Origin of the sequence: Dakarella massiliensis, from assembly GCF_001182045.1 — a bacterium.
GTDB lineage: Bacteria > Pseudomonadota > Gammaproteobacteria > Burkholderiales > Burkholderiaceae_F > Mesosutterella > Mesosutterella massiliensis.
This window is the reverse complement of the sequence record NZ_CVTY01000007.1, coordinates 932,190-945,405: the sequence shown is the minus strand read 5'-3', so window position 1 is coordinate 945,405 and position 13,216 is coordinate 932,190. Positions and strand designations below refer to the sequence as shown.

Below are 13,216 nucleotides of genomic sequence, written 5' to 3'. Positions count from 1 at the left end.
TTTCTCCTAGGATGCCGGGGCACTGCCGATCAGGGATGAAGCGTTTTCAGCTTTTCTTCCAGATAGTGGATGCTGACACCGCCCTGGCGCACTTTTTCGTCCGCCATGATATCGCGGTGAAGCCGGATATTGGTCTTGATGCCTTCAACCGCGAATTCCGAGAGAGCGATGCTCATACGGGCAATAGCCTGCTCGCGGGTATGGCCGTGCGCCACGAGCTTCGCGATGAGCGAGTCGTAGTAAGGAGGCACGGTGTAGCCGGCGAACACATGCGTGTCGATACGGATGCCAGGGCCGCCGGGCAGATGCCAGGCAGTGACTTTTCCGGGGGACGGCACGAAGGTGTACGGATCCTCAGCGTTGATTCGGCACTCGATCGCGTGGCCGTTGATCTGGATGTCGCGCTGCTTCAGCTCGAGCCGTTCGCCGGCCGCGATCTTGATCTGCTCCGCGACGATATCGACGCCCGTCACTTCCTCGGTTACCGTGTGCTCAACCTGCACTCGGGTGTTCATTTCGATGAAGTAGAACTGGCCGTTTTCGTACAGGAACTCAAAGGTGCCGGTGCCGCGGTAGCCGATCTTCTTGCAGGCTTCCACGCAGCGCTTGCCGAGGCGGTCGATCAGACGGCGCGGAATGCCGGGAGCCGGCGTCTCTTCCATCACCTTCTGGTTGCGGCGCTGCATCGAGCAGTCGCGCTCGCCGAGGTAAACGCAGTTTCTGAAGTTGTCGCAGAGAATCTGGATTTCGATGTGGCGCGGATTCTCGAGGAACTTCTCCATGTAGACCTCAGGATTGCCGAAAGCGGATTTCGCTTCCTGCTTCGTGAGCTTCACGGAGTTGATGAGAGCGGCTTCGCTGCGGACAACGCGCATGCCGCGTCCGCCGCCGCCACCGCTCGCCTTGATGAAGCAGGGGTAGCCGACCTCGCGCGCGATACGGCGGATCTCATCCGGATCGTCCGGCAGAGCGCCTTCGCTGCCCGGCACGCAGGGCACGCCGGCTTCAATCATGGCTTTCTTCGCCTGAATCTTGTCGCCCATCAGGCGGATCGTTTCAGGACGGGGTCCGATGAAGGCAAATCCTGACTGCTCAACGCGTTCCGCAAAGTCCGCGTTTTCAGAGAGGAAGCCGTAGCCCGGGTGAATCGCCTCGGCGTCCGTCACTTCGGCCGCAGCGATGATCGCGGGAATATTCAGGTAGGACTGAGAGGAGGGAGCGGGTCCGATGCAGACGCTCTCGTCGGCGAGGCGGACGTACTTCGCGTCAGCGTCCGCCATCGAGTGAACGACTACCGTTTTAATGCCGAGCTCGCGGCAGGCACGCTGGATTCGCAGCGCGATTTCCCCTCTGTTTGCAATAAGAATCTTTCCAAACATGGGTTTTATCCAAGAATAAAGAGGGGCTGACCGAATTCAACAGGCTGTCCGTTTTCAACGAGGACTTCCTTGATTACGCCGTCTTCTTCCGCTTCAATCTCGTTCAGCAGCTTCATGGCTTCGATGATGCAGAGCGTGTCGCCCTTCTTCACCGTATCACCCACCTGGACAAACGGCTTCGCTTCAGGCGAAGGAGAACGGTAGAACGTACCGACCATCGGGCTCGTCACGGGCTTGCCGGCAGGAACAGCGGGCTGCGGAGCAGCTTCTGCGGCAGCCGGAGCGGCAGCGGCGGCCGGAACCGCGGGAACGGCAGCGGCCGGAGCGGAAAACGCGGAAAGGTCGGTGAGCACGGTGCCTGCGGGCAGGGGCGAGGCGGTGCCGTGGGTGTTCACAATACGGAGATGATCTTCGCCTTCATTAACCTCGAGTTCAGCAACGCCGCTTTCGCGCACGAGGTCGATCAGGGTTTTAATTTTTCTCAGATCCATAATGTCCTTCGCTTCAGACTGGCTCTTTTACCGGGTAGGAAAGCCGTCCGATTTTGTCTTAACAAGCCGGCAGTGCCTGTAACGCGGCAAAAACCGGTATCAGTAGATAACTTATAGAGATACTTCAGAATTTTTCGCTTTTCTCAGTGCTTTTCGCGTCTTGCGGGAGTCCCGGAAAAAGCGGGCAACCTCTATTTTGCCGTGAAATGTCGCTAAAAAGCGTTAAAAATCTCCGACTGCGATTGTAAGAGACAATCCGTAGATCGGAAAACCCCGGATTCTCAAAAATAGGTTAATCCGGATGATGTGAGGAGTCGCGCAGCAGGCTGAGGAGGTCGTCGAGTGACGCGCGGCCTGAGGCCTCGATATCGGTCTGGTAGATATCGGGAGCGCGCCTTCGCGGGTTCGCGCCGAGATCCCGAAGCGGCAGCACTTCAAGCGATACGCCGACTGAGTGCGCGAAGGGGAGGAGGCGAGAGAGCGGGGAGCTCCGCCGGATGGGGCGAAGCCACCCAAGCGCCTCGATCGGGTGAAGCGACGGCGTGGCCTGCGGGTCAATCGGCTCCCAATTGATATTGAGATTAAGGAGCGCGAGTTCCGCGTCCTTGCCGCTTTCCGCGAAGCATTCGAGCGTGATGTTGGAGTCGTCTGTCGCCGCGCCGTTCAGCACGGGGCCCGCGAGGTACGCTGTGATGCCGGCCTCAGCGAGGTTCCGCATGACAGCCGCTGCCTCAGCCCGGAGCGCGGCAAGCAGCGCCGGATGATCCGGGTAAAAGATGCTGAGATGCTCCCGCACGGCGGTTTCCACATCCGCTCCCGACGGCATCGGGCAGCGTTTGCCGAACGCCTCGGTGAGTTTTGTCCGGGCGAGCGCCCAGCTGCAGTGCTGATCCACAATCAGCCGCGCCGCGTAAGCCGCGGCTTCTTCAATTTCAGTATCCATGCTTCACTCTGAAACAATTCACCCCGGCTAGTCTAGCGGAGACGCCTTAGCGGGTCTGCCTCAGCCGCTACAATTAGGGACATCTTTTTTCTGAGGCATCCGAAGCCGGACGCGGCCGGATGCAGGCGTTATTCGATGCATATACATATCCTAGGAATTTGCGGAACTTTCATGGGCGGCGTGGCGCAGCTCGCGGTTCAGGCGGGGCATAAGGTCACGGGGTGCGACGCGGGGGTCTATCCGCCGATGAGTGATCAGCTTCGCGGTCTCGGTATCGAGCTTTACGAAGGGTATGGTGAGGAGCAGATGTCGATTCACCCGGATCTCTGGGTGATCGGAAACGCGATTTCGCGCGGCAACCCGCTCCTCGAAGCGATTCTGAATGCCGGGGAACCGTATACCTCGGGTCCGCAGTGGATCAGCGAACATATTCTGCAGGGACGCCACGTGATGGCGGTGGCCGGTACGCACGGCAAGACCACGACGAGCTCGGTGCTCGCCTGGATTCTCGAGGCGTGCGGAAAGGCACCGGGTTACCTGATCGGCGGCGTGCCATCGAACTTCAGCCACAGCGCGCGGCTGTCGCCCGAGAGCCCCTACTTTGTGATTGAGGGTGACGAATATGAAACCTGCTTCTTTGATAAGAGAAGCAAGTTTGTGCATTACCGCCCTCGCACCGCGATCCTGAATAATCTCGAATACGACCACGCGGACATTTTTGAGAACGTTGAGGCGATCGAGAAGAGTTTCCACCACCTCGTGCGTACGATGGCGCAGCAGGCGCTCATCGTCGCGAACGGTCAGAGCGCGACGCTGGACCGGGTGCTCGAGATGGGCTGCTGGAGCCGCGTGGAGCGGTTTGATTCGGAGAACGGCTGGACGATTTCCGAGGATGGCGAAGTGGCCTTCCAGGGTGAGTCTTTCGGTATCCTGAAGAGCCCGCTCCTCGGGCGTCACAATCAGCTGAATACACTTGCCGCCATTGCCGCGGCGCGTGACGCGGGCGTGGATCCGCGTGAGGCGATCGCCGCAATGGAAAGTTTCTCCGGCGTGAAGCGCCGTCTTGAAGTGAAAGGAACCGAGGACGGTGTCACGGTGATCGATGACTTCGCGCATCACCCGACCGCGATCCGCGAAACGATCGCCGCGCTCCGCGGGAAGATCGGCTACGGCAAGGGACGCCTCATCGCTGTGCTTGAGCCCCGCTCCAATACGATGAAGATGGGCACCATGCGCGCCGCACTCCCCGGGTCTCTGAGTGACGCGGACCAGGTGTTCTGCTACGCCGGTGCCGGTGTCCGCTGGAATGAGGCGGAAGCGCTCGCACCGCTCGGCGACAAGGCACACACCTACACGGATCTGGATCTTCTCGTAAAGGAAGCGGCAGCCTATGCGGCTCCCGGCGACAGCATCCTTGTGATGAGCAACGGAGGCTTCGGCGGCGTGCATGGAAAGCTCCTTGCCGCGCTCCGCGAAAAAGCATCCTGAACGGGAGGAGGGCTGAGACCGGATGGCGACGATTTATCTTCACGGTTTTCTCTCATCTCCTGACTCCAAAAAGGGGAGAATCCTCGCGCTCGAGCATAAGAAGCGGGGGATTCCCTTTTTCGCCCCGGATCTCACCATGTCTCCTGAGCAGGTATCAGCGATGCTCACGAGATTCACGGCGGGGATGCCCCCTGAGGAGCTCACTGTCGTGGGATCCAGTCTCGGCGGGTTTTACGCGACGTGGCTCGCGGAGAAAACCGGGTGCCGTGCGGTGCTCCTGAATCCGGTGGTGCGCCCCTGGGAGCTTGTCCGGGATTTTCTGGGCGAACAGGAAACCTACGGCGGCAAGCGCCGCGTGGTGATCACTGAGGACTACGCTGATCAGCTCCTCAGGCTCGATACGCCTGCGATTACAATGCCTACCCGCTATCTCGTGCTGCTCTCCACATCGGATGAAGTCCTTGACTGGCACGGGGCGGACAGAAAATACCAGGCGGCGAAACGCGTACTGGTGCCGCAGGGCGATCATCAGATCAGCAACTTTGATCAATACAGTCCGGCAATAACCGACTTCTGCGCCATGCGGCCTGAAGCGGCTCTTTCGCCGGATGACTCAAACTGAATACCGGCTGCAACACATATGACCAATCTTTTTTTTGACGACAACGGCTCCTTCAAGGCCGGGTCTGTACTTTCTTCGACGAGCGCAACCTATCAGGTGGAGCTTTCGACCGGAAAGCGCACGAAGGTGAAGGGTTCCAAGGTCTTCTTCAGCTTCGAGCAGCCGTCGCCCCAGGCCTTCATGGAGAAGGCCCAGGCGCAGGCCGCGGAACTCGATCCGAGCTTCCTCTGGGAGGTGGCGCCGAAGGACGAGTTCAGCTACGAGGATCTGGCGGCTGAGTATTTCGGGGATGAGGAAACGAATACCGCGAAGGCCGGACTCCTGATGAGGCTTTATGAGTCGCCGGTCTACTTCTACCGCAAGGGCCGCGGCCGCTTCAAGGCGGCCCCGGAAGAAATCCTGAAACGGGCGCTTGAGGCGCTTGAGCGAAAGCGTAAGCAGGAAGAGCATAAGAAAGCCATCACCGCGGAGCTCGTCTCGGGCACCGTGCCGCCTGAGATCGGCGCTGATCCGATCGGGCTCCTGATTCACGCGGATAAAAACAGCATCGAGTGGAAGGCGCTTTCTGACGCCGCGGCCGAACGCCGCATGACGCCGCTTAAGCTCCTCCTCGATCTGAAGGCAATCTCGTCCCCGTGGCACTGGCACGTCGATTCGTTCTACGCCGAAAATTTCCCGGAGGGCGCCGGTTTCCCGGATACGCTCCCGCAGCCGCCTGAAGGCCGGGGGGACGACCTTCCGGTCTCTGACGCCGTGCCGTTCTCGATCGACGATTCGAGCACGACGGAAATTGATGACGCCACGTCCGTGACGCATATGGAAGGCGGCAAGACCCGGATCGGTATCCATATCGCGGTGCCTTCGATCGGCATGCAGCGCGGAGACCCGATGGATCTCTTCGTCCGGAACCGTATGTCGACCGTCTATGCGCCGGGTCTCAAAACCACGATGCTCCCGGAAAACTGGGTGAAGGCGTATTCGCTTGATGAAGGCCGCCTTGTTCCCTGTCTCTCGCTTTACGCGATGGTGGATGATGAGACGATGCGCGTTCTCTCCACCGATACGCGTCTTGAGCGGATCCGGATGGGCGACAACCTCCGCTACGACCAGTGGGATGAACAGGTGTCAGAAGAGGCGGTTGAGGCCGGTACGCTCACGATTCCGCACGCGGAGGATATCCGCTACCTCTGGCACTTCGCGAAGCACCTGCAGGCGGAACGCGAAGCCGTCCGGGGCCGCCCCGAGGTGAAGGGAAAGATTGACTGGTTCTTTGATCTTGAGGGTGAAGGCGAAGACGCCATCATTCACGTGAAGGGACGCCGCCGCGGCGAACCGCTCGACCTCGTGGTGGCTGAAGCCATGATTTTCGCGAACAGCGTCTGGGGTGAGTGGCTTGAGGAGCACGGCACGGCCGGCATCTACCGCAGCCAGAGAATGGGCCGCGTCCGCATGAGCACAGTCGGTGGTCCGCACGATGGTCTCGGCGTGGCGCGCTACTCCTGGTGCACGTCGCCGCTCCGCCGCTACGTTGACCTCGTGAATCAGCAGCAGATCATCGCGATCGTGATGGGAGAAAAGCCTCCCTACGAGCGGAATGACTCCGACTTCTTCATGATCGTTGCGCAGTTTGAGAACATTTACGGGCTCTACAAGGACTTCCAGACCCGGATGGAGCGCTACAGGTCGCTTCGCTGGATCGCGCAGGAGAACGTGAAGCAGATTGAGGGCATCGTTGTGAAGGGGGACCTTGTCCGCTTTGACGGCATCCCGTTCACGCAGCGCGTGCCGGGGCTCCCTGAGCTGCCGCGCGGCAAGAAAGTGGTGCTCGATATTCTTGGTCTTGACTACATCGGGCTCGTCCTCGAGGTGCGCCTTAAGGAAGTGAGAGACGAAGTGCAGGAGCTGGGTGACGAGGAGCCTGAGGAAGAGGCGCCGGAAGCCGCTCCCGAGGAAGCGGCCCCGGCCTCTGAAGCCGGCGCGCCTGAAGCTCCGGCCGACGCCCCGTCAGCCGAGGCTGAAACTGCCCCGGAATCCGCCGCCCCTTCGGCGCCGTAGTGACAAAGGAGTGTTCCGCTTTTTTCCTGCTTATGCTAGAAAGATAGAAAAAGGGCTTTGCGACAGACAAAGCCCCGAATTCCGGCAAAAAGGAGTGCGTTGAAATGACAAAGCCTGACCGTTACGCGGTGCTGGGTCATCCGATTCAGCACAGCTTTTCTCCAGAAATCCACCAGAGCTTCGCCGCAGAGCTGGGGGAGAACATCTCGTACGAGAAAATCGAGGTGCCTATCGGTCAGTTCGCGGAAAAAGCGGAAGAGCTTCTCGATGAGGGCTACAAGGGCTGCAATATCACTCTGCCTTTCAAACTCGACGCCTATAAGTTTGCCGATAAGCTCACGGAGCGCGCGAGAAGCTGCGGTGCCGTGAATACGCTCGTGTTCGGGAACAAGATTCTCGGCGACAACACGGATGGCATCGGCTTTGTCACCGACATCACGTCCCGGCTCGGCTTCAATATCACGAATGCCTCGATTCTCGTGCTGGGAGCGGGCGGCGGTGTCCGAGGGCTGCTCCCGTCGCTTCTTGAGCAGAACCCGAAGTGGATCGCGGTCGCGAACCGCACGCTGGAGCGGGCCCAGACGCTCGCGGACGTCTTCGGGATCGACGCGATTGCGTATGAAGCTACCGCGGCGGAACACTTTGATCTCGTGATCAATGCGACATCAACCAGCCTCTCCAATATCGCGCCCCCGGTTCCGGAATCGGTGTTCGGCGAAGTGACGCTCGCCTATGACCTCGTGTACGGCGCGGAACCCACCCCCTTCATGGAACTCGCGAAGAAGGGCGGCGCGAAGAAAGTGGCGGACGGCCTCGGCATGCTGATTGAGCAGGCTGCGGAAAGCTATGCCGACTGGAGAGGCACGCGTCCGGACACGTCGAAGACCTACGATCTCATCCGCCGTCTCATCCGGGAGCGCGCAGCGAAGTGACGCCTGTGAAAAAGCGCCGCGGTATCCTCACGACGGTTTTTCTGCTGCTCATCGCGGCAGCCCTCCTCTGGCACCTTTTCATCATCGGAGAGGCGTTCGCCTACCGCTGGATCAACCCGGAGGTGACGCCCTACATGAAGCTCGAGGAGGCGCGTCTGAAGGCTGAGAAGCCGGGGGTGAAGCTGCGTCATCAGTGGATCCCGCTTTCCCGCATGGGCAATAACATCAAGCGGGCGGTGATCGCGTCTGAAGATCAGAAGTTTCTGCATCACGACGGCGTCGACTGGGACGCGCTCGAACTCGCGATGGAGAAGCATATTGAGAAGGGGAAGGGCGGCGGCGGTTCAACGATCACGCAGCAGGTCGTGAAGAACGTCTTTCTCTCGCATAAGAAAAGCTATATCCGCAAAGGCCGGGAAATCCTGATTTCTCTCGTTCTCGACTATATCTGGCCTAAGAGCCGGATTCTTGAGGTTTATCTCAATACGGCTGAGTTCGGAGAGGGGATCTTCGGCGTTGAGGCGGCGTCACGCTATTACTTCGGCTGTAACGCTTCTCAGCTATCCCGATCTCAGGCCGCGTTCCTTGCCGCTATACTGCCCCGGCCAAAGTATTATCAGGTACACAGGAATTCAGCTTATATCCAGAGAAAGGCCAGCCGTATTCAGGCCTACATGGGTGACACGCCGCTCCGGGCCGCAAAAGAAAGCGTCGTGAGGTAAGTGTTTTTCCGAAAGGAGTGCCTGAGCGGGTACAATCCACTCCGGGCGATCCCGCCCGTAATCCAGCAACGGAGCCGAGTTTCATGGCAGAAATGAACGAAAACAGGGAAGAGGAAAAGGCGGAGGGCGCTGCCGCCGCTGATCAGACACCTGGCCATGAGTCCACTCTGACCCGCGATCCCGATGATGCGAGCAACGCTCTCGCCCGCGTCCAGCAGATTTTTGAGCGGCTAGAAGACCTGCCGGAAAACAAGCACCAGAAGAAAGAGTCCGGGGAGGACGAGGAGAAATCCGAGGCCGCACCGGTAACGCCTGAGGCTGCTGAAGAACTCCGGGAAATCTGCGAAAAACTCCATCCGTCCGATATCGCCTGGGTGCTCGAAGCGCTGCCGCTTGATGAGCGACTCGCGCTCTGGAATTTCGTAAAGAGTGAGCGGGACGGCGAGATTCTGATTGAAGTGAATGACGGCGTCCGAGAGACCCTGATCGACGCGATGGACCGCGACGAACTGGTCGACGCCGTTGAAACCCTCGACACCGACGAAATCGCTGACCTGGTGCCGGATCTGCCGCCTGATGTGACGGCCGAGGTGCAGGAGACCCTGTCGCTTGAAGAACGGTCACAGCTGCGGGCCGCTATGTCGTACCCGGAGGACAGCGTCGGGTCGCGCATGGACTTCGAAATGGTGTCCGTACGCGAGGAGTCGACGCTCGCCGCCGTGCTCGCATGCCTCAGGCGCTTTGATTCTCTGCCGGACCACTCCGACAAGGTGTTCGTGGTTGACCGTCACGGTCACTTCAAGGGCACGCTGCTCCTCACCAAGATTCTGGTTTCTGCTCCCGACAGCCTGGTGCGCGACCTGATGCAGAAGGATGTGCTCACGCTTTCGCCGCTTGACGATGTGGGGGACGCCGCACAGGCGTTCGAGCGCTACGACCTCGTGTCCGCCGCTGTGGTGGATGAGACCGGACGCCTCGTCGGCCGTCTCACGGTTGACGAAGTGGTGGACGTGATCCGAGAGGAAAGCGAAGAGGACGCGTACGGCGCCGTCGGTCTGGACGAAGACCAGGATATTTTCAGCAGTGTCTGGGAAACCGCGAAAAGCCGCTGGCTCTGGCTCGGTGTGAACCTCTGCACTGCGTTCTTTGCCTCTCGCGTGATCAGTGCTTTTGATGAGACGATCGAGAAGGTCGTGGCGCTTGCCGCCCTGATGCCGATTGTCGCCGGTATGGCCGGCAACTCCGGAAACCAGACGCTCACGCTTCTTGTCCGCTCCATGGCGATGGGCCAGGTGACGGAAAGCAACGCGCCTGAAGTGGTGCGCCGCGAAGTGATGGTGGCAATCTGCAACGGTATTCTCTGCGGCGTGGTGGCCGGATCGCTCGCCTGGCTTCTCTACGCTGGCACGGCTCAGGGCATGAAGCTCGGGTTCGTGATGTTCCTCGCGATGATGCTCAATATTCTGCTTGGCGCCGTCGTGGGTGTGGCTGTTCCGATGCTTCTCAAGGCGCTTGGACGCGATCCGGCGATGGGCGGATCGGTGCTTCTCACCTTCATGACAGATTCGGGCGGATTCCTGATTTTCCTGTCTCTCGCGACGGTTTTCTTCCGCTGAGAAACCGCCTCTGTCACCAAAATTTGCAATTTGCAAAACGGGTTAGCTCTGAATCCGTTAAACTAGATCAGTAAAATGAGTGGTCAGGGGGAACTTGCGCCCCCGTAATTTTCCACCCTAAAAGGACGAATTAAATACAAAAACGCTTGAGGAAGGCCCGGTTGGGCCTGTCTCCTGGGCGCGGCGGAGTGTTGTTTTTTGCTTTTTTCCGCCGAGGGGCCCAGAGCGTAAAAACGATGCTATGAAACTTTTGAGCCGATCATTTTATTTTTCACTCCGCCATCAATCCGCAAAATTTCTCCGTACGGCCGTTCTGGTCGCCGGGGTGACCGCTGTTGCGGCTGCCGGAGCGGCGGAACCGAAGGGTGGAAGTGCAGCGGCCTCGGGCGCTGCATCGGCTCAGGTGACATCTGAATCGACAAGCGACCTCAAGGCTAACCTCATCGCTTACGTGAGCCGCGCCTACCAGGTGCCGAAGGAACGTATCAGCCAGATTATTGACGCGGCGATTGAAGCCGGCCGCAAGAATAATCTCGATCCGCTGCTGCTCCTCTCCATCACGGCCGCGGAATCCACGTTCAATCCTCTCGCGAAGAATCGCCGCTCCGGCGCGAGCGGTCTCATGCAGATCATGCCGAATGCGCACTCCCAGCGGGTGGAGCGTCATGGCGGCGAAATCTTTGATATCCATACGAATATGCAGGTCGGGTCCGAGCTTCTGCGTGACATGATCGACGACACCGGATCCCTGCAGCGCGGACTTAAGAGCTATGTCGGCGTGGGCGCCAGTTCCACAGACAGCTCGTATGGCAATAAAATTACACGCGAACACAGCCGTCTCCGCCTTGCTGCGGAAGGCGACGTCAATCAGGCTGTTCGCCTTAAGCGCGCGAGGAAGCCGGCAGAGTCTATCTCTGAACGGATTTCCGGCACTTTCTCAGAATTCAAAGACTGGCTTTCCGGATCTTCTTCTGATAACCGATAGTCTGGTTAACAAAAGCTGACGGCTGGGCGCTCCGCCTTTGAGGCGGATGGGCCCGACTGTCAATAAAAGAACCCGAAAATGCTAAAAAGCCTGCTCACCAAATCCAAGGCGCTCTTCAGCGTCGGCGCAATCGCCGTGATTGCCACCATAGCCATTGCAGCCGTCGTGCTGGTGAACGGACACGACCAGGATGGAAGCTGGGGCAGTCTCTGGGGGGAAGCGGAGGATGTCACCGTCGCGGAGCTTCCGCCTGAGGCTCAGCAGAAACTGAAACTCATCAAGGCGGGCGGCCCCTTTCCTTATAAAGACGACGGAATCCGGTATCGCAACGGCAACAAAAAGCTGCCGATCAAGCGGAAAGGCTATTATCGTGTCTATATCGTCCCCACGCCGGGCGTGAAAGGTCTCGGCAAGCGGCGCATCGTCGCCGGGGCCGGTCGCGATAACAATTACGCCACGAGCGGTGAATACTGGTACACATCGGACGACTACGAGATCCTGCACCGGATTCGCGAAAAATAGCCGCGGCGGTCTTATAAGGGCGCACGCATCATGTGGATTCGGACTCTCATCGTCGCTTTCGGCCTCGCGCTGGGAATCGGACTCTGCGCCTATGTCGCGCGGCAGTTTACGAAGATCGGCGGAAAGGGCGCTGTCGGCACGGCGTTCCGCTGGGGGCTTTTCCCCCTCGCGGTCTTTCTCCTCACGTTCCCGCTTCTCGCGATGCACGGGCTCCTCAGAGCCATTGAGGGGATGACGATCCTGATTCTGGATCTGAGCACGCTGCTTTTCTTTGTCGGTCTCGTGATTGGACTCTGGAAGGAGAGCCTCCGCTATAAGGGGCCCTTTGTGATGGACCGGACGATCGCGCTGAACCGACCTGTGAAGAAAATCTTCTCGGTGCTGCTCGTGATCGGGCTTCTCGCGCTCGCGCCTTTCCTGATTTCCTACGCGGCGACCCTGATTCTCGAGGATCTCACGGATCTCAGTATCAGTTCCCCGGCGCTTGAGCCCGCGGTCCGGAGTTTCTTTGATCTCTATTTCCCGGTCGGGATCGGCGCTGCCATACTGTCCGCGGTTTCAGCCGCCTTTTCGCTCGCCTGGGACTGGACGCTTGGCGGCGTGATTGAATCCATTCTGACCCGGATCACGCGCACCCGCTTCGGCGGCTGACCGCAGCCGCCGTCCCCAATCGAATTTTTCAGGCGCGGCTTCCCGTGATGTCGTAGTCGCCAGAGACAGCGTTCGCGCAGGCAATCGCGACAAGCCCCGCGGTTTCCGTCCGGAGAACTCGGGGACCGAGAAGCCCCCGGGTCCAGCCCGCGCCGTCCGCGAGCGTCAGCTCTTCCTCAGAAAATCCCCCTTCAGGCCCGACCGCGAAGACGACAGAGCGCGCGGCGCCAAGCGCGAGTCCCGGATCGCTCGACGGGGCGAGAATCACGCGGGCATCCGCTTTCAGACCGGAAAGCACCGTTTCAGCCGAGACAAAGGCTTCGATCTCAGGAATCCGGCTCCGGCCGCACTGCTCGCAGGCAGAGACCGCGGTGGCGCGGAGTTTCTCAAGACGCTTCGTAAGCTTGTCGCCAGAAAGCTTCGTGACTGACCGGGCGGCCGGGAAAAAGACGATCCGGGAGGCTCCCGCCTCAACCGCTTTCTCCGTGATCCACTCCATCTTGTCAGGCGACACGAAGGCCTGCGCGAGCGTAATGAAGAGCGGCGACTCACGCCCGTGCTCGGGGTAGGACTCGGCGACGAGCACGGTCCCCTCACTGCTGAACTCCGTCCGGCCCCTCGCGGTCCGGCCCTCACCGTCAAACACCTCGGCCTCATCCCCGTTTCTCATCCGGAGCACGCGCATCGCGTGGTGAGAGGCTTTTTCAGGGAACGTGATCCGATCAGAGGTCCAGGGACCGGGGACATAAAAGCGGGGAATCGTCATAGGAAAGGCGGCATGAATTTGTTCAAAACAGAAACAGTGAAGAT

Annotated in this window: 13 protein-coding genes; 9 read left to right on the top strand and 4 right to left on the bottom strand. The window is 59.7% G+C overall.

Features of this window, described 5'->3' with window-relative positions; genetic code table 11:
* Positions 1-29 precede the first annotated feature (29 nt).
* The 3 genes from accC to BN1936_RS10675 all read right to left on the bottom strand — a co-directional run bounded on the left by accC (position 30) and on the right by BN1936_RS10675 (position 2,813).
* Positions 30-1,379, bottom strand: coding sequence for an acetyl-CoA carboxylase biotin carboxylase subunit (accC, locus tag BN1936_RS10685; protein WP_022444062.1), 1,350 nt, complete (start codon positions 1,377-1,379; stop codon positions 30-32).
* 5 nt (positions 1,380-1,384) lie between these two features.
* Positions 1,385-1,870, bottom strand: coding sequence for an acetyl-CoA carboxylase biotin carboxyl carrier protein (accB, locus tag BN1936_RS10680; RefSeq protein WP_022444061.1), 486 nt, complete (start codon positions 1,868-1,870; stop codon positions 1,385-1,387).
* Positions 1,871-2,162: 292 nt separating this feature from the next.
* The gene (locus BN1936_RS10675) at positions 2,163-2,813 is read right to left on the bottom strand and encodes a hypothetical protein (RefSeq protein WP_022444060.1); all 651 of its coding nucleotides are present in this window, start codon (positions 2,811-2,813) and stop codon (positions 2,163-2,165) included.
* A 135-nt stretch (positions 2,814-2,948) separates the two neighbouring features.
* Between BN1936_RS10675 and mpl the strand changes: the two genes are divergently transcribed.
* The 9 genes from mpl to BN1936_RS10630 all read left to right on the top strand — a co-directional run bounded on the left by mpl (position 2,949) and on the right by BN1936_RS10630 (position 12,406).
* On the top strand, positions 2,949-4,301 hold the full coding sequence (gene mpl / locus BN1936_RS10670) for a UDP-N-acetylmuramate:L-alanyl-gamma-D-glutamyl-meso-diaminopimelate ligase (RefSeq protein ID WP_049687376.1): 1,353 nt from the start codon (positions 2,949-2,951) through the stop codon (positions 4,299-4,301).
* Between the two features lie 22 nt (positions 4,302-4,323).
* Positions 4,324-4,923 (top strand): YqiA/YcfP family alpha/beta fold hydrolase, encoded by a 600-nt coding sequence (locus BN1936_RS10665; protein WP_049687375.1) that lies wholly within the window; start codon positions 4,324-4,326, stop codon positions 4,921-4,923.
* A gap of 18 nt (positions 4,924-4,941) precedes the next feature.
* On the top strand, positions 4,942-6,978 hold the full coding sequence (locus BN1936_RS10660; protein WP_049687374.1) for a ribonuclease catalytic domain-containing protein: 2,037 nt from the start codon (positions 4,942-4,944) through the stop codon (positions 6,976-6,978).
* Positions 6,979-7,082: 104 nt separating this feature from the next.
* The gene (gene aroE / locus BN1936_RS10655) at positions 7,083-7,910 is read left to right on the top strand and encodes a shikimate dehydrogenase (protein WP_022444056.1); all 828 of its coding nucleotides are present in this window, start codon (positions 7,083-7,085) and stop codon (positions 7,908-7,910) included.
* Complete coding sequence (gene mtgA, locus BN1936_RS10650; protein ID WP_049687373.1) at positions 7,907-8,632, top strand: monofunctional biosynthetic peptidoglycan transglycosylase; 726 nt, start codon at positions 7,907-7,909, stop codon at positions 8,630-8,632. Before aroE ends, mtgA begins: the two co-directional genes overlap by 4 nt.
* Positions 8,633-8,715: 83 nt before the next feature.
* Entirely contained in the window at positions 8,716-10,248 is a 1,533-nt protein-coding gene (gene mgtE, locus BN1936_RS10645; RefSeq protein ID WP_232422102.1) for a magnesium transporter, read from the top strand.
* A 325-nt stretch (positions 10,249-10,573) separates the two neighbouring features.
* Positions 10,574-11,233 carry a transglycosylase SLT domain-containing protein gene (locus BN1936_RS10640; RefSeq protein WP_157274794.1) on the top strand — a complete coding sequence of 220 codons (660 nt, stop codon included), beginning with the start codon at positions 10,574-10,576 and terminating at the stop codon, positions 11,231-11,233.
* A gap of 78 nt (positions 11,234-11,311) precedes the next feature.
* Positions 11,312-11,755: a ribonuclease domain-containing protein gene (locus BN1936_RS10635; protein ID WP_022444052.1), complete on the top strand. Its 444-nt coding sequence runs from the start codon at positions 11,312-11,314 to the stop codon at positions 11,753-11,755.
* A 30-nt stretch (positions 11,756-11,785) separates the two neighbouring features.
* Complete coding sequence (locus tag BN1936_RS10630; RefSeq protein ID WP_049687372.1) at positions 11,786-12,406, top strand: hypothetical protein; 621 nt, start codon at positions 11,786-11,788, stop codon at positions 12,404-12,406.
* A 28-nt stretch (positions 12,407-12,434) separates the two neighbouring features.
* On the opposite strand, the gene BN1936_RS10625 is transcribed toward BN1936_RS10630, so the two are convergent.
* A complete protein-coding gene (locus BN1936_RS10625) occupies positions 12,435-13,172 on the bottom strand; it encodes a 16S rRNA (uracil(1498)-N(3))-methyltransferase (RefSeq protein ID WP_049687371.1) in 738 nt (245 codons plus the stop codon).
* Positions 13,173-13,216: the final 44 nt, after the last annotated feature.

Bases quoted from the DNA above. Each gene is read 5' to 3' on its own strand.
- accC (WP_022444062.1), bottom strand. From the start codon at position 1,379: ATGTTTGGAAAGATTCTTATTGCAAACAGAGGGGAAATCGCGCTGCGA.
- accB (WP_022444061.1), bottom strand. From the start codon at position 1,870: ATGGATCTGAGAAAAATTAAAACCCTGATCGACCTCGTGCGCGAAAGC.
- BN1936_RS10675 (WP_022444060.1), bottom strand. From the start codon at position 2,813: ATGGATACTGAAATTGAAGAAGCCGCGGCTTACGCGGCGCGGCTGATT.
- mpl (WP_049687376.1), top strand. From the start codon at position 2,949: ATGCATATACATATCCTAGGAATTTGCGGAACTTTCATGGGCGGCGTG.
- BN1936_RS10665 (WP_049687375.1), top strand. From the start codon at position 4,324: ATGGCGACGATTTATCTTCACGGTTTTCTCTCATCTCCTGACTCCAAA.
- BN1936_RS10660 (WP_049687374.1), top strand. From the start codon at position 4,942: ATGACCAATCTTTTTTTTGACGACAACGGCTCCTTCAAGGCCGGGTCT.
- aroE (WP_022444056.1), top strand. From the start codon at position 7,083: ATGACAAAGCCTGACCGTTACGCGGTGCTGGGTCATCCGATTCAGCAC.
- mgtE (WP_232422102.1), top strand. From the start codon at position 8,716: ATGGCAGAAATGAACGAAAACAGGGAAGAGGAAAAGGCGGAGGGCGCT.
- BN1936_RS10635 (WP_022444052.1), top strand. From the start codon at position 11,312: ATGCTAAAAAGCCTGCTCACCAAATCCAAGGCGCTCTTCAGCGTCGGC.
- BN1936_RS10630 (WP_049687372.1), top strand. From the start codon at position 11,786: ATGTGGATTCGGACTCTCATCGTCGCTTTCGGCCTCGCGCTGGGAATC.
- BN1936_RS10625 (WP_049687371.1), bottom strand. From the start codon at position 13,172: ATGACGATTCCCCGCTTTTATGTCCCCGGTCCCTGGACCTCTGATCGG.